At 58.4% G+C, this 19,821-nt stretch carries 18 protein-coding genes and 1 tRNA gene; 14 read left to right on the forward strand and 5 right to left on the reverse strand.

The features are described 5' to 3' along the window. Positions 1-2 precede the first annotated feature (2 nt). Entirely contained in the window at positions 3-623 is a 621-nt protein-coding gene (locus tag CJ187_RS01680) for a DMSO/selenate family reductase complex B subunit (protein ID WP_199171054.1), read from the reverse strand. Between the two features lie 348 nt (positions 624-971). Between CJ187_RS01680 and CJ187_RS01685 the strand changes: the two genes are divergently transcribed. Next, complete coding sequence (locus CJ187_RS01685) at positions 972-1,298, forward strand: DUF6457 domain-containing protein (RefSeq protein WP_199171053.1); 327 nt, start codon at positions 972-974, stop codon at positions 1,296-1,298. Further along, entirely contained in the window at positions 1,295-1,720 is a 426-nt protein-coding gene (locus tag CJ187_RS01690; protein WP_102216029.1) for a molybdenum cofactor biosynthesis protein MoaE, read from the forward strand. Before CJ187_RS01685 ends, CJ187_RS01690 begins: the two co-directional genes overlap by 4 nt. A gap of 245 nt (positions 1,721-1,965) precedes the next feature. On the opposite strand, the gene CJ187_RS01695 is transcribed toward CJ187_RS01690, so the two are convergent. The 4 genes from CJ187_RS01695 to CJ187_RS01710 all read right to left on the reverse strand — a co-directional run bounded on the left by CJ187_RS01695 (position 1,966) and on the right by CJ187_RS01710 (position 7,954). Further along, complete coding sequence (locus tag CJ187_RS01695) at positions 1,966-2,214, reverse strand: MoaD/ThiS family protein (protein WP_102216028.1); 249 nt, start codon at positions 2,212-2,214, stop codon at positions 1,966-1,968. A 126-nt stretch (positions 2,215-2,340) separates the two neighbouring features. Beyond that, positions 2,341-3,378 carry a GTP 3',8-cyclase MoaA gene (gene moaA / locus CJ187_RS01700; RefSeq protein ID WP_233187298.1) on the reverse strand — a complete coding sequence of 346 codons (1,038 nt, stop codon included), beginning with the start codon at positions 3,376-3,378 and terminating at the stop codon, positions 2,341-2,343. Between the two features lie 178 nt (positions 3,379-3,556). After that, the gene (locus CJ187_RS01705; RefSeq protein ID WP_102216027.1) at positions 3,557-4,147 is read right to left on the reverse strand and encodes a GDSL-type esterase/lipase family protein; all 591 of its coding nucleotides are present in this window, start codon (positions 4,145-4,147) and stop codon (positions 3,557-3,559) included. A gap of 171 nt (positions 4,148-4,318) precedes the next feature. Beyond that, entirely contained in the window at positions 4,319-7,954 is a 3,636-nt protein-coding gene (locus tag CJ187_RS01710) for a multifunctional oxoglutarate decarboxylase/oxoglutarate dehydrogenase thiamine pyrophosphate-binding subunit/dihydrolipoyllysine-residue succinyltransferase subunit (protein ID WP_102216026.1), read from the reverse strand. Positions 7,955-8,270: 316 nt separating this feature from the next. On the opposite strand from CJ187_RS01710, the gene CJ187_RS01715 reads away from it, so the two are divergent. The 12 genes from CJ187_RS01715 to lysA all read left to right on the forward strand — a co-directional run bounded on the left by CJ187_RS01715 (position 8,271) and on the right by lysA (position 19,794). Then, complete coding sequence (locus CJ187_RS01715; RefSeq protein ID WP_102216561.1) at positions 8,271-9,581, forward strand: hemolysin family protein; 1,311 nt, start codon at positions 8,271-8,273, stop codon at positions 9,579-9,581. Further along, complete coding sequence (locus tag CJ187_RS01720) at positions 9,578-10,651, forward strand: hemolysin family protein (RefSeq protein ID WP_102216025.1); 1,074 nt, start codon at positions 9,578-9,580, stop codon at positions 10,649-10,651. The genes CJ187_RS01715 and CJ187_RS01720 overlap by 4 nt, the downstream gene beginning before the upstream one ends. 150 nt (positions 10,652-10,801) lie before the next feature. Further along, positions 10,802-11,638: a M23 family metallopeptidase gene (locus tag CJ187_RS01725; protein WP_146003056.1), complete on the forward strand. Its 837-nt coding sequence runs from the start codon at positions 10,802-10,804 to the stop codon at positions 11,636-11,638. Next, a complete protein-coding gene (locus CJ187_RS01730; RefSeq protein WP_233187297.1) occupies positions 11,638-12,495 on the forward strand; it encodes a glycerophosphodiester phosphodiesterase family protein in 858 nt (285 codons plus the stop codon). The genes CJ187_RS01725 and CJ187_RS01730 overlap by 1 nt, the downstream gene beginning before the upstream one ends. A 35-nt stretch (positions 12,496-12,530) precedes the next feature. After that, positions 12,531-12,603 (forward strand) — tRNA-Arg (locus CJ187_RS01735). Between the two features lie 147 nt (positions 12,604-12,750). Then, positions 12,751-13,560, forward strand: coding sequence for an amino acid ABC transporter substrate-binding protein (locus CJ187_RS01740; protein ID WP_199171052.1), 810 nt, complete (start codon positions 12,751-12,753; stop codon positions 13,558-13,560). A 114-nt stretch (positions 13,561-13,674) separates the two neighbouring features. After that, positions 13,675-14,325 carry an amino acid ABC transporter permease gene (locus tag CJ187_RS01745; protein ID WP_199171051.1) on the forward strand — a complete coding sequence of 217 codons (651 nt, stop codon included), beginning with the start codon at positions 13,675-13,677 and terminating at the stop codon, positions 14,323-14,325. An 11-nt stretch (positions 14,326-14,336) separates the two neighbouring features. After that, the gene (locus CJ187_RS01750; RefSeq protein ID WP_102216023.1) at positions 14,337-15,098 is read left to right on the forward strand and encodes an amino acid ABC transporter ATP-binding protein; all 762 of its coding nucleotides are present in this window, start codon (positions 14,337-14,339) and stop codon (positions 15,096-15,098) included. 29 nt (positions 15,099-15,127) lie between these two features. Next, complete coding sequence (locus CJ187_RS01755; RefSeq protein WP_233187296.1) at positions 15,128-16,111, forward strand: aldo/keto reductase; 984 nt, start codon at positions 15,128-15,130, stop codon at positions 16,109-16,111. Between the two features lie 39 nt (positions 16,112-16,150). Next, on the forward strand, positions 16,151-16,600 hold the full coding sequence (locus tag CJ187_RS01760) for a ribose-5-phosphate isomerase (RefSeq protein WP_102216021.1): 450 nt from the start codon (positions 16,151-16,153) through the stop codon (positions 16,598-16,600). A 96-nt stretch (positions 16,601-16,696) separates the two neighbouring features. Further along, complete coding sequence (argS, locus tag CJ187_RS01765) at positions 16,697-18,367, forward strand: arginine--tRNA ligase (RefSeq protein ID WP_102216559.1); 1,671 nt, start codon at positions 16,697-16,699, stop codon at positions 18,365-18,367. A gap of 32 nt (positions 18,368-18,399) precedes the next feature. After that, positions 18,400-19,794, forward strand: coding sequence for a diaminopimelate decarboxylase (lysA, locus tag CJ187_RS01770; RefSeq protein WP_102216020.1), 1,395 nt, complete (start codon positions 18,400-18,402; stop codon positions 19,792-19,794). Positions 19,795-19,821: the final 27 nt, after the last annotated feature.

The raw sequence follows: 19,821 nt of genomic DNA on the forward strand, positions 1-19,821 counted from the left end.
CGTTAAATCTCCTTCCGGTTCGCAATATCCCCCGTGCGTTCATTCCACGGCTGCGCATCCCGATGCGGAGTGATAACCAAATGCGGGTTTGTAATTGACGGATCCGGCAGAGGCGCAATCCCATCCTCATGGCCATACTTTGCCCGCAGCTCGTCAATCGGCCCCCAATCCAACGCGCGGGCCGGGCACGCAGCCACACACGCCGGGTCCTCACCCTGTGCACGATAATCCGCGCACAAATCACACTTCGTCATGTGCCCCAACTCCGCATTAAACTGGGGGGCTGAATACGGGCACGCCCACTCGCAATAACGGCACCCTACGCATTTACCCGGATCCACCGTCACAGTCCCGTCCGCGTTCTTATGCATCGCAGTGGTGGGGCACACCTCCACACAAATGGGGTTCTCGCAGTGGTTACAAGAAATGGACGTGTAGTAAGAAAACACGTTCGGGGTGTAGGTATCGCCATTGCGCTGCCAAGTACCTCCGGAATATTCAACAACGCGGCGCCAGTTAACTCCCAAAGGTGTGTCATGCTTGTCTTTGCAAGCAATTTGGCAAGCCTTACAACCATTGCAAAGCGTCTGGTTGAAATAAAAACCCAAGTTCTTATCCGCCATTAAAACCCCTCCCATCTGTCTATGTGCCGCTAGATTAGCAAGCCTAAAAACTAAGAAAACAAATGCTTGTTTCTACGCTCAAATCAGCACAAAGATATTAAGTAAATACCAGACGGATTGCTTGCATAAAGACTTTAGTCCTACGTGTAAACCCGCGATATAGTGCGGAAAGGTGCGATCAAACAAAAATCGTGCGCAAACGCAACTGCGTTAAAGCACCCTTTAAAGAAACGCATATAAGTGCCATGTGTTGCGGGCAGGTAAAGCGTGTTTTGAAAATAAAGATTATGCGAGACAATGAAGATGGTTTCGAGAAATCTAAAACATGAACTAACCGAGGAGAGTTCGTTGACTACTGAAGAACACACCAGTAAAAAACACAAACGCAAAGACGACCCAGCGGTCATGGCGCAGATGCGCAAATGGCTCACGATGGCGAGCAAAGAACTAAACCTCGACCCGCAGATTATTTCTGAAGTAGAAAAGGACTTGTTGCGGCTCACAGGGTTCACGGCGCACAATATTTCGCGTCCCGGAACGCCGCTGACCGCGTTCCTCGTGGGGCTGGCCGCAAACCCCCAGTCCGCTCCCGAGGCAGTTGAACAAATTCGCGACATCGTTTCGCGCCTCCAAGACCTCGGGAAAGAAGCCGACCTGGGTGAGGACGTGCGGTGACCGCACGGATTGTTCGCGCCGAAATCTGGGATCAACCGATTGATCCGCAGACTATTACGGCAGAAGTGACGGAAGATAAAGCGGGCGCAATAGTCACGTTCACGGGCGCGGTGCGCAACCACGACGAAGGGCGGGCGGTTACGGACATTGAATACTCCGCCCACCCCACAGCCGCGCAAGTGATCGGCGAAATACTAGGTGACATTGCAGGACGCGAAGGGGTGCACGCGATTTCTTGCGTCCACCGCACCGGACACCTCACGGTCGGGGACGTGGCAATGGTGGCGGTCGTTGCTGCATCACACCGCTCACAGGCGTTCTCCACCGTGGCCCTACTAGTTGACGAGGTTAAACGGCGCCTACCCGTTTGGAAAAAACAGCAGTTCCCCGACGGCACCCACGAGTGGACCGGCTCCGCCTAACCAAGGAGAGGGAGGAACGGCTCCGCCTAACCAGGTAGAGGGGGATCGACTCCGCCTAGCCCGATAGAGGAGGCCGGCTTCACCCCACTAGATCGAGGGGGCCGGGCTCCGCTTAACCCGATAGAGTCTCGCGCACAACTGGATGCGCTCGCGGTAGGGAGCTCGATGTATGGGGCTTGCGGGCCCCCTTTTCATGCCGGGGGAACTTCATGCCGTGGAAACGTGTGGTAACAGCGAGGGTCTGCTTAGCCGCCAGCAAATGGTGGGAGCACGTCCAATGGGTAGGTCGGATCCACCGTGCTTTGCCTATCCACGCGCTTACCGTCACTGAGGAACGAGCACAGCTTTAATACGCGCTGAAGTTCCGCGTTGTCTTTTGCAACCCGCTGCAGCACAGTCGCCAACTGCTCGCCCTCCCGCACGGGCACCGTCTGCTCCGACGCGCCCGCAGCCTCGGACGCTGCCGCGAAATACCGGATATGTAAATCCGTCATCTACACTGCCTTTCACTACCGTAACCGGGGCATACCCCCGTGTACCTAACGATCAGGAACACCAAGTTACTTCCAAATCCAACAAATAACTAACGACAAAACCGGTGAGCTTGACGCGAGGCAAAACTATCCACCAATTTTGGACATGGTGCGTTCGGGTGGGCGGAAGTCCGGCCGGCCCATCCCGTGCCCGGCCTGCTTATGCCACGTGGCGCCCATCCACATATCTGCGATCTGCTCGTCAGAGGCCCCCGAACGCAACGGTGTGCGCAAATCTGTTTCCCCGCGCGCGAACAAGCACGTGCGCATCTGCCCGTCGGCAGTTAGTCGCGTGCGATCACAATCCGCGCAGAATGGGTCCGTAACCGACGCAATAATTCCCACGTCCCCAGCTGGATGATGCTCGCTCGCCGCCACATCCCACAAGCCCGCCGGTGCACTGCCACGCGGTGCGGGGGAGGGGGACAAGTCGAAGCGATCCGACAGTAAGTTCAACAGGTCCGCTTCTGTTAGCAGCTGATCACGATGCCATCCGTGCGAGGGGCCTAACGGCATTTGTTCAATGAACCGCAAGTGGTACCCGTGGTCTAAGCAAAACCCCAGCAGGTCTGCGACTTCGCTTTCGTTTATGCCCCGCATCGCCACCGTGTTGATCTTAATCGGGCTCATCCCCACCCGCTGGGCCGCTTCGATTCCTTTTAACGCATCGTAAAACCGGTCGCGCCGCGCAATCTGCGCGTACCGTTTCGGGTCAAGTGAATCTAAAGAAATATTCGCTCGCGTAATCCCCGCGTCGAACAAACCCTGCGCCCGCTTATCTAAGCCTAAACCGTTCGAAGTAATCGCCATCCGCGGCGCGGCGCCAGAGTGCGTGGTGAACTGCGAGCAGGCGCGGGCAATGTCCTCCAAAGAACGGCGCAGCAAAGGCTCGCCACCGGTGAAGCGGATCTGCTCAATGCCCAGCGTCTCCACTCCAATGCGGATCAGACGCACAACTTCCTCGTCCGTGAGGGTCTCTTCGCGCGGCATCCACTCCATCCCCTCAAGCGGCATGCAGTAGGTACAGCGCAAATTGCACCGGTCTGTCAAAGACACGCGTAAATCGCGCGCGACCCGGCCGAACTGGTCGCGTAACTCACGGGTACGAACAAGTGGGGAGGTCACTGCGCTACTGAAAATCCTTTCACTGTAACTGGGGTTGGCCACCGTAGGCGCGGCTTAGTTATGAACCATCAACGCGGTTCGGTTGTGAACCGTTCACGCGAAGTGTGCTCACCGCCGGCCAATCATCCACACCGCATTTATTACGGAAAAGCTATAACAAAATTGGTGTACGTCGAGTCTAAGACCTTTGGGTAAGTCCTAGCCACTCAAACCAGCCGCGGTGTAATACAATCCACGCGATCAAACCGTACCCAGCCTGCGACGGCAAACCAGTTACGCTCATCGCCAAATCGTCGTGCCACTGGTCGTGTGCCTCGAGGGGCCCGTACGTGTCAACAAAAGGAATTCCGCGGCGTTCACAAACCTCTTGACATGCCTTCGCCACGTCTTTTAGCGCCGCTCGGTCAGAGGTGCGCAGCGGGGGAGGACCCACAATCAAAGTGGCGATCCCCCGAGAAGCTGCCACATCCACAATATTTGCTAAGTTCAGGCGCGTGCGGGCAACCGACAGGCCCGCTTCCACATCGTGAGTTCCCACCCCGATGACGAGCCGGTTATCCGCTCCCTTTCTCAGCCGTGGGTACACTTCGGCTTCCCACCGTTCCACCAGTTCCGTAGTTGATTCTTGAGGGCGTGCTAGCGGCATCACGTATGAATGGTCCGGCATTTGTGTGCGCGCCACCGCGCGCCCCAACCACCCTAAACTGCGAGGGTCACCCGACCCGGCAACCAGTTCATCGCCTATAACACAGATGCGTAACTCGCTCACGCATACCTCCCTCTCCCCGGTGTCTACTCAAGGATACGCGGTGGTGACCAGTGAATCGATCACCACCGCGTGTAAACCCGTCTTAAACCCCTCTCATTCGCACCGAATGCACCCGAGCCCGCCCATTGGGTGAGCCGTACTTAAGGGGTTACGCGTTCAAACCGAACGTCCTTAGGCTTTGGAACCGAACGCCTGCTCAATCAGAACAGCGTGCTGCTGTTTGTGCAGCCCCATCGTGCCAGCCGCGGGGGATGCCGCAGCCGGGCGGGCCACTACTTCAACTCCACCATCCCACTGGTTGAACAGGTTCAGTGCCAAGAACGGGTACGCCCCCTGGTTCTGCGGTTCGTCTTGTACCCACACGCGCTGCGCGTTGGAGTATTGCCCGAGCACGGCCTCCAACTCGTCCCACGGCAGCGGGTAGTACTTCTCTAAACGCACAATCGCCACGGAGTTATCCTGGCGTTTATCGCGTTCTTTCAACAGGTCGTAGTAGACCCGCCCCGAGCACAGCAGCACCCGTTTAACAGCGGACGGGTTCTCGCGTACCTGCGGATTAACTTCGTCGATCACTGGTTGGAAACTCCCGTGGGTGAAGTCTTCCACGCTCGACGCGGCAGCGGATAGGCGCAGCAGCTGTTTTGGCGTGAAGGCAATCAACGGGGTACGCGGACGCCGGTAAGCCTGGGTGCGCAACAGGTGGAAGTAGTTCGCCGGTGTTGACGGCTGCGCCACCCACATGTTGTTTTCCCCGGCCATCGTCAAGTAGCGTTCGATCCGCGCACTCGAGTGGTCCGGCCCCTGCCCTTCATAACCGTGAGGCAGTAGCAGCACAACGGAGGAACGTTGCCCCCACTTCTGCTCCGCTGACACTACGAACTCGTCCACCACTGTTTGCGCCCCGTTAGCGAAGTCACCGAACTGGGCTTCCCACAGCACGAGCGCGTCGGGCCGCTCCACGGAATACCCGTATTCAAACGCCATCGGTGCGAACTCCGACAGGGAGGAATCGTAGATCTGCAATGCGGCCTGATCTTCCGTGAGGTTATTCAGTGGGGTCCACTCGCGCCCATCCTCATGGTCGTGCAGCACTGCGTGCCGCTGAACGAATGTGGCGCGCCTACTGTCCTCACCGGACATGCGTACGGGCGTGCCCTCAACGAGCAGGGAACCGAACGCCAAAAGCTCGCCGAAGCCCCAGTCGATCTTCCCATCGCGACTCATCTTCTGACGCTTTTCTAGCAACTTACGCAGTTTCGGGTGCGGGTGGAACCCTTCTGGTACCGCCACGTGCGCATCTCCGATGCGGCGCACAATCTCTTGCGGAATCGCGGACTCCCACCCAATCATCTGGCCTTCGCCTTCGCGCTGGGACTGGGGGATTTCCAAACCGTGGCGCGTGTCCTCACTGGACATCACCGGCATCCCATCGTTTTCACGCGTTTCCTTCAAAATCTCATCCAGAGAATCGTGGAAGTGCTTCAGCGCTTTCGCCGCTTCCTCTTCGGTAATATCACCGCGCCCCACGAGGTTCGACAAGTAGTGTTCGCGCGTGGTGGGGGTGCGGTCGATCAGCGAGTACATAACCGGCTGCGTCATCGACGGGTCATCGCCCTCATTGTGGCCGCGCCGACGGTAACAAACCAGGTCGATAATCACGTCCTTGTTGAACGTCTGCCGGTATTCGAAGGCGAGTTTCGCAACTCTCACCACCATCACTGGATCGTCCGCATTCACGTGGAACACGGGGATCTGCAGGCCTTTCGCCATGTCCGTGCAGTACTGGGTTGAACGGCCTGCGGCGGGGCCGGTGGTGAACCCAATCTGGTTGTTCACCACAATGTGCAGCGTCCCCCCGGTTGCGTAGGCCGGGAGTTGACTCATATTGAGGGTCTCGTACACCACGCCCTGACCGGCGAACGCCGCATCCCCGTGAATCAGAATCGGCAGTACCGGGAAGCCATCTTCGCCCAACTGGTCTTGCTTAGCGCGCGCAACCCCTTCAAGTACGCCGTCAGCTGCCTCCAAGTGCGAGGGGTTGGCTGCCAGGTACACTTTCGTGGCGAAACCATCGTCGGACGAGTACACGCCCTCGGTGCCCAAGTGGTACTTCACGTCCCCCGAGCCTTCCGCTGTCCGTGGGTCCACGTTGCCCTCAAACTCAGAAAAGATCTGGGCGTAAGACTTCCCTGCAATATTGGCCAGTACGTTCAGGCGGCCCCGGTGGGCCATCCCAATCGTGACTTCTGAAATGTTCTCGTGCGACGCCACGTAGAGCACGCGGTCGAGCAGTGGAATTAACGACTCCCCACCTTCTAGCGAGAACCGTTTTTGCCCCACGTACTTGGTTTGCAGGAACTGTTCGAACGCTTCCGCCCGGTTCAACATGGTGAGCACGTGCTTGTGCGCTTCTCGCGACGGCTGCTCCCACGGGTGTTCGACCCGCTCTTGGATCCACGCGCGCTGGTTCGGGTCGGGGATGTGCATGTACTCAATGCCCGCGGTACGCGTGTACGTGTCGCGCAACTGTTCCAGAATTTCGCGCAACGTCATGTGCTCGCGACCCCCGAACCCACCGGTGGGGAAAGAGCGGTCTAGGTCCCACACGTTCAACCCGTAGTTCGTGATTTCTAGGTCCGGGTGCTGGCGCACCTTGTATTCGAGCGGGTCCGTGTCTGCCGCCAAGTGTCCGCGCGTGCGATACGCGTGGATCAGTTCCACGATGCGGCTCGGTTTGTCTTTTTCAAACTCTGGATTGTATTCGTGGTCTTGCGCCCACGCGTATGCCGGGTAGGGGATCTTCAGGGAGCGGAACACGCGTGTGTAGAAGTGGTCTTGGCCCGCGAGTTTGCGCATTACTAGCCGCAGGAATTCGCCCGATCCCGCACCTTGGATGACGCGGTGATCGTACGTGGAGGTCATGGTCATGACTTTCCCGATTCCCAGGCGCGCCAACCGGTCCGGAGACGCTCCTGCCCATTCCGCCGGGTAGTCCGTGGCCCCAACCCCAATAATTGCCCCTTGTCCCTGCATGAGGCGGGGGACAGAATGCGTTGTCCCAAGCGTCCCGGGGTTGGTTAGGGTGATCGTTCCGCCCGCGAAGTCATCCGGCCCGAGTTTGCCGGCGCGAGCGCGTTTCACGAGGTCCTCGTACTTTTCTACGAACTGCGAGAAAGTGAGCGTGTCCGCGTCGTGTACGACAGGCACCATTAGGGAACGCGACCCATCTTTGCGTGGCAGATCAATCGCGAGCCCGAAACCGACGTGCGCAAAGTGTTCCACGGCGGGCCGGCCTTTTTCGTCGAACGTGTACCGCAGGTTCATGGAAGGCATCTCTACGAGCGCTTCCACGAGTGCGTAACCGATTAGGTGCGTAAATGAAATCTTGCCACCGCGCGTGCGCCGCAGGTGCGAGTTGATCACCATCCGGTTTTCAATGAGTAGTTTCGCGGGAACTTGCCGTGCTGACGTAGCTGTTGGGATCTCCAGGGAAGCTTCCATGTTTTTCACAACCGCACGTCCCACTCCTTTGAGACGTTCGATCCCGTCCTCCACCGTCGTATCCACGAGCTCGTCCGCCGCACTGGCTGCGCGCCTTGCGCGTACGTACGGGGAAGTGGGTTCTTTTGATTTCGCCGGAGGGGCGGGTGGCAAGTCGGAACGCGTCATGTCTGCCGCGTGTGGATAGTGCTTTTTCTGTTCAGCAGCGTCTTCTGCGCGGCTTGGTTCCGCTGGGGCCTTGCCTGGTGCCGGAGGGGCAGGTGGACGCGGTGCTGCTTGGATCGGACCGGACGATTGAACATTCATGCCGTTAGGTTCCTTTAACTATCCGTTCTCTACAAGCCTGGCGCGTACGCGCGCACGCCTGCAGATGACTGTTGGGAGCTTGATACCTCTAGTGTAGGCACAAAACGCAACAAAATATCTTGACATGAAGATAGTTTTAGGTGAATTTATCCAAGCATTAAGTGACCACACGTCCCTATGGGGAAAACTTTTATGGTTGCTTAGATCACCGTGCCGAAACCTGCTGGAGCTAGGGGACCAGGCCTAAAATTAGGTAGGGTTAACGTGTGGATTCTAACGATAAGTATCGAAGTACCGCGCCGGTGATGCGCCGGTGATCTTTGACATCCTCATGGTGGTCTTAGGGGTAGTGTTGACCGCCGGGACCGCACTGTTCGTGGCCGCCGAGTTCTCTTACGTGGCGCTCGACCCCGCTTCGGTTGAAAAACACGCTAAGAATGGCGACCGGTCCGCCTCAAAAGTTGCGACTGCTATCAAATCTCTTTCCACCCAGCTTTCGGGTACGCAAGTGGGAATTACCCTCACCACTATTTTGCTGGGGTACACCACCCAGGTGTCACTGACCGCCCTGCTGATGCGTGGACTGCATTCAATCGGACTGTCCGTCGCATTGGCCGGCGGAATCGGGGCGGTGGTCGCGATAATTATCGTCAACGCTTTCTCAATGTTGTTTGGTGAGCTGGTCCCCAAGAACCTGTCGTTAGCCGCTCCGCTGAAAGCCGCAGAGTTCGTAACTCCGTTCCAAACACTATTCACTAGAGTTTTCCACCCCCTCATCCGCGTGCTGAACGGTACGGCAAACGCGCTGCTGCGCCGGGTGGGAATAGAACCGATGGAAGAACTATCCTCGGCCCGCTCCGCATCCGAACTAACCGCATTAGTGCGTCACAGCGCAAGCGAAGGCACGCTCGACACAGGCACTGCCACACTGCTAGCCAAATCCCTGTCAATCGGGGAACTATCCGCAGAAGATGTGATGACGGACCGGGGGCGTATGCAGTACCTGCGTGAATCCGACACTGCACAAACTGTAGTTGACCTCTCGCGCGTCACCGGGCACTCGCGGTTTCCCGTGGTCGGTGACGATTCCGACGACATTGTCGGGTTTGTTTCGCTCCGACGCGCTGTTGCGGTGCCGTTTGAACGCCGGCCAGAAGTGTCCGTGCTGTCCTCATCCCTCATGTCCCCAGCGCCGCAGGTTCCCGAAACGCTGCCCCTGGCACCACTGCTGGTGCAACTGCGCGGCGAAGGGCTGCAAATCGCCGTGGTCGTAGACGAATACGGGGGCACCGCGGGGATCGTTACCCTCGAGGACGTAGTTGAAGAAATTGTGGGGGAAGTGGCGGACGAACACGATTCACGCCGCCACGGCATTCGCCGTATGCGCTCGGGAGCCTGGCGGGTACCCGGAACGCTGCGCCCCGACGAGCTGCTGGAACGCACCCAAATTCAAGTTAGTGACGACGGTCCATTCGAAACACTCGCGGGCCTCGTGATGGACCGACTCGGACGCGTGGGGCAAGTGGGTGACGAAGTGGAAACCGATGGGGTGAAGCTTCGGGTGGTGCTGATGGACGGACGACGAATCGAACAAATTGAGATCACGAAACCCCAGGAGGAGTCATGAGCCTCCCGGTTGGACTCGCAGTGACCATAATTCTCCTGGCTTTAAACGCATTCTTCGTGGCTGGGGAATTTGCAGTAACCTCGTCGCGGCGCGCGCAGATAGAACCGTTGGCGCAAGAAGGACGACGGGGAGCGCAAACTGCGCTGTGGGCAATTGAGCACGTGTCCGTCATGCTTGCGATCTGCCAGTTGGGCATCACGGTGGCATCGACTTCGCTCGGGGCGGTGGCGGAACCCGCAATCGCTCACCTGGTGGAAGCTCCGCTGAAGCACGCGGGGCTGCCCGCTGCGAGCACTCACGTGGTGGGCTTTATCGGCGCGCTGCTGATCGTGTTGTATCTGCACGTTGTATTTGGCGAAATGGTACCGAAAAACGTGTCGGTCGCAATGCCGGGGCGAGCCCTGTTGTTCCTGGCTCCACCACTGGTGGCGTTCGGCAAACTGCTGCGCCCCGTGGTGACCAAAATGGATCAGTTAGCGAACTGGTTCGTGCGCCGCGTCGGGTTGGAACCAAAAGGGGAAGTGTCTGCCGCATTCACCGCGGACGAAGTGGCGTCGATCGTGGAACGCTCCCAACAAGAAGGCATGATTGATGACGACTCCGGGTTGCTCTCTGGCACCCTCAAGTTCTCGAACGAAACGGTTGGTTCCACCATGGTGCCTCTTGCAGATTTGGTGACCCTTCCGGTTGGGGTGACGCCCGAAATGGTGGAACGGGAAGTGGCGAAAACCGGGTACTCGCGGTACCCGATAGTGGATGAGCATGGGGTGCCGGTGGGGTATATCCACGTGAAAGACGTGTTGTACGCAAATGAGCGGCGGCGGTTTGACCCGGTCGACACCTGGCGGGTGCGGGATCTGGTGAACCTGGATTCGAACATGGAAGTGGAAGAAGCACTGCGGGAAATGCAACGTTCTGGCACGCACTTAGCGGAAGTTACGCAGGCGGGTGTGGTGAAAGGCGTTATTTTTTTGGAGGATATTTTGGAGGAGCTGGTCGGTGAGGTACGTGACGCTCTCCAGCGTTGGCAACTGCCCAGCGCGGGTGATGATGCGGGGCGGTTACGTTGAGCCGGTGAGGTTTTACACAGGACGCGAGAACTGTAGAAAACTTCATCATTTCGTTATAGATTTGTAACAGTCTTTAGGGCTTCCACCTTTGTTTCGTGGAAGTTCGGGTAATTATTGGTCCAATCTGACGCAACTGAAGGAACTGAACTGTTGAACTCCACGTCTACGCAGTGCCCGTTGCCCACCAGGGCTCAGCGACGCAAACAACGCAAACGCGAACAGTGCTCAAAGCAGTGTTCGCATGCCAACCGGATTGTGCGCGCTGGAGCTGTGACGGTGCTGGCTGCGGCGACGGTGGCGATTCCGGTGTCCGGGTTCGTGGGGCCAAACAGTTCTATCACACTGCCGTCTAAACAGTTCGCGGTGGCAGCAGCGGGTGATTCGTGGGCGGGGCAACCGGATTCGACGGTTGAGCAAGCCGATGACCTGCATCGCAGTGAAACCGCGTCTTCGCGCGCGCGAGTGCGCACCCCGCTGCAAGTTTCGCAGTGCATGAAGTTGGATTCGGCTAATGGGGATCGTCCGGTTACGCAAACTGCCGAACTGATTTGGCCCCTTGCCCAAGGCTCATTCAACTTCGCGTCACCGTTCGGCATGCGGTTCCACCCGGTGTTGGGGATTTCCCGGCTGCATGCGGGGGCGGACTTAGCGGCCCCGGCGGGCACCCCGATTTTCGCCGTAGCTGACGGCGTGGTGGTGGATTCCCAGCCGATGGAAGGCGCGGGATACTGGGTGCGGATCAAACACGAGTCCACCGATGGGGGCGTGTACTACTCCGGGTACGCACACATGTTCCCCACCGACGTGAAGGTTCAAAAGGGAGATTCCGTGAAAGTTGGCCAAGAGATCGCGCTCGTTGGAAATAACGGGATGTCCACCGGTCCGCATCTTCACTTTGAGATCCACGACAGTGCTGACACTCCGATTGATCCGGTGGATTGGCTGAAAGAGCAGCAGGCCACGTACGCGGGAGAGGACTGCAAGTAATGGCGTTCAAGGATGCTGGCGACAAAGTGATGGCGTTTAAAGACGCTGGTAATAATATGTACGCGCGCCACCATGAACCCATTATTATTGCCCACCGCGGTGGCGGTTTTGCCCCAGAGAACTCTTGGACCGCGTTTTCGCGCGCCATTGACGACGGGTTTTCCTATATTGAGACCGATGCGCATGTGACAGCCGATGGGCGCGTCGTGCTCATTCACGATCCGTTTGTAGGTAGGGTCACCACGGGCGCGGGGCTAGTTAAGGATTTCACGCATGAGGCACTGCGCAAACTCAAGCTCACGGGTGAGCCCGGTTGTGGGGTACGCCCATGCGAGCGCCCGATTCCACTGTTAGAAGAGGTGCTGGAGGCGTTTCCGCACGCCCGGTTCAACGTTGATGCGAAGGAACCGCAGGTGGTGGAGCCGCTGGCTCGTATCGCTCGGAAGTACCCGCAGCAGCTGTGTTTAGCCTCGTTTGAGGTTTCGACGCTGCGGAGGTTACGCAAGGCGGTTGGCTCTGCCGGGGTCGTTACTTCCCTTGCCAGCATGGAGGTTGCGCAGCTGGTGCTCGCCGCTCAGCTGACGGTGCCTCCCAGCTGGCTGTCCGTACCCGCGCCGACAGATGGTGTGGTGGCCGTTCAAGTTCCATTGTCGTACCGGGGAGTGCCGGTGGTGACCCCGCGGTTCGTGGCGTCTGCGCACAAGCACGGACTGGCGGTCCACGTATGGACCCTCAATAGTGTGCCGGAAATCCACAAGGCCTTAACGCTTGGCGTCGATGGAATTGTTACTGATAAACCGCGTTTGGCACGCACGGTTTTGCGGCATTTTCAGGCGCAACCCGGGTCGCATTTTTAACCCGAGCCCTCACGCTGGTACACTAGCGTAGGTCCGCCCCGATAGCTCAGCGGATAGAGCGTCTGCCTCCGGAGCAGAAGGTCGCAGGTTCGAGTCCTGTTCGGGGCGCTTTTTCATACCCATTTGCGGGTGGAACGCCGTGCGCGTGTCTCAGAAGTTGAGCGTTGAAAAAGCGCTGCCTGGGCCCTGTTAGGCTGAATAACACCAGCGGTTTGCTGGGGGTAAGTAAACTCATCGTTTAGTTAAGGAAATCCGATGAACAAAAAGATTCTGGCCGTGCTGTCCAGCGTTCTAGTCATCTTCGGTTTGGTTGCGTGCTCCAACGGTAACCATGCCCAGAACTCGAACTCGGACGAGCATCGCCATCATGAATCTACGTTCACAGTCGGATTCGACGCTAGCTTCCCTCCTTATGGTTTCAAGCAAGATGGTGAATACGTAGGTTTCGACCTGGATCTAGCGCAAGAAGTAGCTAAACGGCAAGGTTGGGATCTGGTGAAACAACCGATCGATTGGGACTCTAAAGATGCGGAACTGAACGCGGGAACCGTCGATTGCCTGTGGAATGGGTTCACAATGACGGGGCGTGAAGACAAGTACACGTTCTCAAAACCGTACGTGAACAACTCGATCGTGGTGGTGGTTAAGGCAGACTCGAAGATCCAAAAAGCCGAGCAGCTCGCCGGTAAGAACGTGATCGTGCAGGCGGATTCGTCTGGTTTAGCCGCATTGAAATCCGATGCTAATAAGAGCCTGGTTACAAAGTTCGGCAACCTTACGGAGGTACCTGAGTACGATTCCGCCTTCATGACCCTCCAATCTGGTGCGGCGGATGCCGTCGTGGTGGACCAGCCGGTTGCGAGTTTCCAGTTGAACTCCCGCGGGGCAGATAAGTTCCGGGTGCTTGAAGACCCGATCCAGGTGGAGGAATACGGGATTGGCTTCAAAAAAGGCAACACGCAGTTGCGCGACAAAGTGCAGCAGTCCCTCGACGAAATGAAAAAAGACGGAACCTTCTTGAAACTCGCGAAAAAGTACGAGATTGAAGATTCCGTAATCGAATAACCGCAGTTTGCGGGTGCCAGATCCTCGTTTTGGCGCGTTTCCTCGGCACCCGCAAAACCGGGCTCACCAGTTCTAAACCATCTTGCACGCTGAGAGTATTAGCGAGAAACCATTATGCTTGAAGAAATTATTACTCAACTAGCTGGCGGTCTAGTAAATACCGTCATCGTATTCACCCTCACCCTCGTGTTTTCCATGCCCCTTGCCCTCGTCGTGTACCTGGGGCGAATCAGCAGGTTCTTTCCGCTGCGCGCACTCGTGCAGCTATACATATCTGTGATGCGTGGAACGCCGCTTATTTTGCAGGTGATGGTCGTTTATTTCGGCCCCTACTACCTGCTGGGAATTGAAATCAGCCCCCAGTACCGGTTCTACGCCGTCGTAATCGCGTTCACTGTGAACTACGCAGCGTATTTCGCGGAAATCTACCGAGGTGGGTTTCAATCCATTCCTCGAGGACAGCGGGAAGCTGCATTCGTATTGGGGTACTCACGCCGCCGCACGTTTTTGACGATTGAGCTGCCCCAAATGTTTAGGCGGGTGCTACCGTCGATCACGAACGAGGTGATTACGCTGGTGAAAGACACCTCATTGGCGTTCGCGATTGCTTACGCAGAGATGTTCACGGTTGCAAAGCAGCTGTCGGCCGCATCTGCATCCATGACACCATTCATTGTGGCGGGCGTGTTCTACTACGTTTTCAACCTCATCGTGTCAGTCGTTATGGAACGCATTGAAAAACGCATGGGCGTTTACGCGATTTAAGGAGCTTGAGAATGAACGCGTTACAGATTTGCGATATGGAAAAATCCTTCGGAACCAACCGGGTCCTCAAAGGCGTGTCTTTAACGGTTGAAGAAGGGGAGGTAGTGGCGATCCTCGGTCCGTCTGGCTCCGGTAAGTCCACGTTGCTGCGCTGCGCCACATTCTTGGAGCAGATGGACAGTGGGCAGATTTGGTATTCGGGGCAGCTGGCGTTAGAAAAACGCGCGGGCAAGAAAACGAGCGGGGCGGATGAGCACCGGTTCCGCCACGATTTCGGCTTGGTGTTCCAAAACTTCAACCTGTTTCCGCACTGGAGTGTGCTGCGCAACCTCATGGATTCACCATTAAAAGTACAAAAACGCGATCGGGCACAAGTGCGAGCTCAGTGCCTGGAACTATTAGACCGGATGGGCCTGGCGGATAAGGCGCAAGCGTACCCGGGGGAGTTGTCGGGCGGGCAACAGCAGCGCGTGGCGATTGCGCGGGCACTGGCGAGGAACCCGCGGATCTTGTTTTTTGACGAACCCACCTCCGCACTGGATCCGGAGCTGACCGGGGAGATTTTGCAGATTATTCGCGCTCTAGCGCACGAGGACATGACGATGGTGATCGTCACGCACGAAATGGATTTCGCAGCAGAAGTGGCGGATCGGGCAGTATTTATTGACGACGGAGTAGTGCTGGAATCTGGACATGCGCGCGAGCTGATCCGCAACCCGCAGCAGGATCGCACTCGGCGGTTCCTCAAGAAACTGCGCGGTCAAACAGCGTAAGTAAAGTTCGATATTATGGCTTCATGACTATGAGGTATAACACCGTAGGTTATTCGGGTTTGCAAGTGTCCGCCGTGGGGATTGGTGGCAATAATTTTGGTCGCGCCCACACGCGTACCGAGAGCCCGGAAGGCACCCTCGAGGTAGTGCGGACGGCACTGGAATCGGGAATCAACCTGTTTGACTTGGCGGACTGCTACGGGCGCGAACCCGGGCTCTCTGAAACCCTGTTCGGGAAGGCGTTGAACCAGCTCGGCACCCTGGGGGAGAACGCGGTTGTCGTCACGAAGTTCGGGATGGACATGCGCGGCGTTAACGGCCCTGAACACGGGGCGCGGGGCTCACGCCGATACATGATGCGCGCGCTCGACGCCTCCCTCAAACGGCTCGGACGCGACCACGTCGACCTGTACCTGTACCACACGCCCGACGGGATTACCCCACCGGAAGAAACGCTAGCAGCCATGTCGGATGCGGTGCGGGCCGGTAAGGTCCGCTACATCGGTACCTCAAACCACGCGGGCTGGCAGTTAGCGGACCTGGCGCACCTCGCGGACGAGCCGGGCATGGTGGCGCCCATCGCTACGGAATCGCACTACAACCTCCTCGACCGGCGGGCAGAACTGGAAGTTATTCCCGCGGCACAGCGTTTTGGTTTGGGAACGCTACCGTACTTCCCGCTTGCAAATGGGTTACTGACCGGTAAGTACCGCCACGGTAAAGCCCCCGATGGGACTCGGGTGGCGCATTCGAAACCGCAGCTGCTTGAGTCAACGGATTGGCAGCAGATTGACGCGTTCATTGAGTTCGCGCACGAGCGGGAGCTTTCCCCGCTGCAGGTCGCTCTCTCGTGGCTCGCGACCCGCCCGACGGTGCCGTCCGTAATCGCTGGTGCCACTACACCCGAGCAAGTGCGGCAGAACGCGCAAGCAGCCGACTGGGTGCCGCAGCCCGAAGACGAAGCCGCGTTAGAGCAAATTTTCCCCGCCCCAGACCGCATCGCCCTGTTTTAGGGCCGCCATAACCTGTTTAAACCGTTTAGAAAGGACACCATGAGGGTACATATTGCAGCTGATCACGCGGGTTTTGAATTGCGTGAGGCACTAATCAAACACCTGGGTGAGGAAAACTATGAAGTGGTTGACCATGGGGCGAAAGAATACGACAAGCTCGATGCCTACCCACCAATGTGCATTGCTTGCGGTAAAGCGGTGGCTGGTGAACCCGATTCGCTGGGTATCGTGATCGGCGGGTCCGGTAACGGCGAGCAGATGGCCGCGAACCTCGTGAACGGGGTGCGGGCCGCGCTCGTGTGGAACGAATCCACCGCGGCTCTTGCGCGCGAGCACAATAACGCGAACATTATTTCGATCGGGGCGCGTCAGCACTCGGTCGAGGAAGCGATAAGACTCGTGGACGTGTTCCTAACCACCCCGTTTTCGAATGAGGCGCGCCACCAGGAACGCATTGACATGATGAGTGAATACGAACGTCAGCGGTGAGGATCGCCTGCAAGCACTGATTACGGCCCGTGAAACATGAGAGGACTCACGGGCCGTAAATACCCTTCAGCACTGCTAAACCGTAGTATTGAAGTTGTGACTCCTAAAGATCTTGAAGAATTAATCAACGCGGTGCTAGCGGACCTGCAATCTCAGGGCACGTTAGACGTACCGCAACTGCCAGCAGCAACCGTGGAACGCCCCCGGAACCGGGAACATGGAGATTGGGCCACAAACGTGGCGATGCGGCTGGCGAAACCCGCTCGGAAAAACCCGCGGGAACTAGCGCAACTGATTGCGCAAAAGCTCCGTGATAGCGACGGCATCGCGAGTGTAGAGGTCGCTGGGCCAGGGTTTATTAATATTCGCCTCGACGCTGCTTCCGCCGGCGAGCTGGCACGCACCATTTTGCAAGCCGGTGACAAGTACGGTAAATCAACCGCTCACAGTGGGGTGCACGTGAACTTGGAGTACGTGTCCGCGAACCCCACCGGCCCCATCCACCTGGGAGGTGCCCGCTGGGCAGCGGTGGGGGACACGCTCGCCCGACTGCTGGAAGCCTCGGGTGCAGAAGTGACACGCGAATACTACTTCAATGACCACGGTGCGCAGATCGACCGGTTCGCACGCTCCCTCCTTATGCGCGCGCAGCACAAGCCAGTGCCTGAGGATGGGTACGGGGGTGCCTACGTAGACGACATTGCGAACCAGGTTCTGGCCGATGTCGAGGCAGCTGGGGAAGCGAACCCGTTGGAGCTGGATGAGTCCGCGGCACTCGAAGTGTTCCGCGCCCGCGGCGTAGCCCTCATGTTCGACCAGATTAAAGACAAACTCCGGGAGTTTCGCGTCGAGTTCGACGTGTTCTTCCACGAGGAATCCCTCCACCAATCCGGCGCCGTGCAAGAAGCAGTTGACCGGCTGCGAGAACGCGGCGTTATCTACGAGTCAGAGGGAGCCACCTGGTTGAAAACCACGGACTTTGGAGACGACAAGGACCGCGTCGTGTTCAAATCCGGTGGGGACGCCGCCTACTTCGCCGGGGACATCGCCTACTACCTCGATAAACGCAAGCGGGGTGCGGACGAGGTCGTGATCATGCTCGGCGCGGACCACCACGGTTACATTGGGCGCATGATGGCGATGTGCGCTGCATTTGGCGATGAGCCGGGTAAGAACCTCCAGATACTAATTGGGCAAATGGTGAACCTGCTCAAAGGGGGACAGCCAGTACGCATGTCGAAACGAGCGGGCAACATTGTGACGCTCGACGACCTGGTGGACGCCGTGGGAGTGGACGCCGCCCGGTACTCACTAGTGCGGTCATCGATGGACCAGAACGTGGACATTGACTTGGACGTACTCGCTTCGAATACGAACGACAATCCCGTGTACTACGTGCAGTATGCACATGCCCGCACCGCGAACGTATCGCGTAACGCGGCGGCGCACGGGGTGAAACGCGACGCTGGTTTCGACCCGGCGCAGTTGAACACGCCAGCGGATGCTTCCCTACTGGGAGTGCTTGCCCAATTCCCCGCGACCGTCGCCCAGGCGGCGCGGCTGCGTGAACCGCACCGGGTGGCGCGGTACCTCGAATCCCTGGCGGCTGCCTACCACGCGTGGTACGGGCAGTGCCGGGTAAGTCCGCGCGGGACGGACCCGGTAGATGCCGGACACGTAGCCCGCCTGTGGCTCAACGACGCTACCACCCAGGTGCTAGCAAACGGACTGACCCTACTTGGCGTCGACGCGCCCACGCGGATGTAGCCCCGCCCGCGCTAGAAGACCGTGGTAACCCCATGAACGCAGTGAACGCAGAACCGGCGGACCGGCCCGACTTGTGGCCGTGGTCCGCCGTACGCGGTGACGACGGCCAACTGCACTTTGGGGGTCTGCCGGTGTCGCAGATACTTGCTGACATCCCCACCCCCGTGTACGTCCTCGACCAGGCGGACTTTAAAGGCCGCGCCTACGTGTGGGCCACCGCGATGGCGGAAGAGTTCTGGGACGGGTATGGGATGAACGGTGGCCGTGCCTACTACGCGGTGAAAGCGTTGCCCAGCGGCTACGCTATGCGCGAAGCAGTTTCAGCAGGCATGGGCGTGGACACTGCGAGCTTGGGTGAGCTCACAGTTGCGCTGCAAGCCGGGGCTGCGCCCGAAGACGTTGGGTTACATGGGAACAATAAGTCCGATGAGGAACTGCGCCTAGCGATTCAAACCGGTCCAGCGGGCATTGGTCGCATCGTCATTGACTCTGAGGATGAAGTGGAGCGTATCGGCGAGATTGCACGTGAACTGGGGCGGCGTGCCCGCGTAATGGTGCGTGTCACGACCGGGGTGCACGCGGGCGGACACGAATTTGTCGCAACGGGCCACGCAGATCAAAAGTTCGGCCTGTCGCTCGCGGCGGGGGATGCGAAACGTGTGGCGCAACGGGCGGCGGCGCATCCGGATTTGCAGTTCGTCGGCCTCCACGCGCACATTGGTTCACAGGTTTTTGAACTGGAAGCATTCGTGCAGTCCGCCACCCGCCTCGTGGGCCTTGTGAAAGAACTTCAAGCCGGGGGAGTTCCGTGCGGTGAACTAGATTTAGGGGGCGGCTACGCGGTCGCATACACGGCGGCGGATCCGGTGGCGCCGTCGCAGCGGGACGTTGCGCGCAGATTGGCGGAGGTAATCCGGAGCGAATGCACTAGCGCGGGCGTGCCCGTGCCATTGGTTTCCATCGAACCGGGCCGGTCCGTGGTGGCCCCAAGCGTCGTCACGTTATATCGGGTCGGCACCGTCAAACCCGTGCCCACAGAGTCGGGCCGGCGCATTTACGTAAGTGTGGATGGCGGAATGTCGGACAACATCCGCCCCGCCCTGTACGGGGCGCGCTACAGTGCGATCTTGGCGAATCGGACTTCACCCGCCCCGCTTGTGGACGTGCGGATCGTGGGGAAGCATTGTGAATCGGGCGATATCATTGCTGCTCACGCGGCGTTGCCACAAGACGTGCGCCGCGGTGACGTCCTCGCGGTCCCCGTGACGGGCGCGTACGGGCATGCGTTAGCATCAAACTACAACCTGCTGCCCCGGCCGGGCACCCTCGGAGTAGAGAACGGGCATAAACAGTGGATTATCTACCCGGAGCAGATTTCGGACCTGATGGTACGGGACGCGTTCATTAATGAACGCACCGCCCCGTGAGTACCGCAATTAAAGAGGAGAAGATAC

The sequence above is a fragment of the Gleimia hominis genome (assembly GCF_002871945.2).
Lineage (GTDB): Bacteria > Actinomycetota > Actinomycetes > Actinomycetales > Actinomycetaceae > Gleimia > Gleimia hominis_A.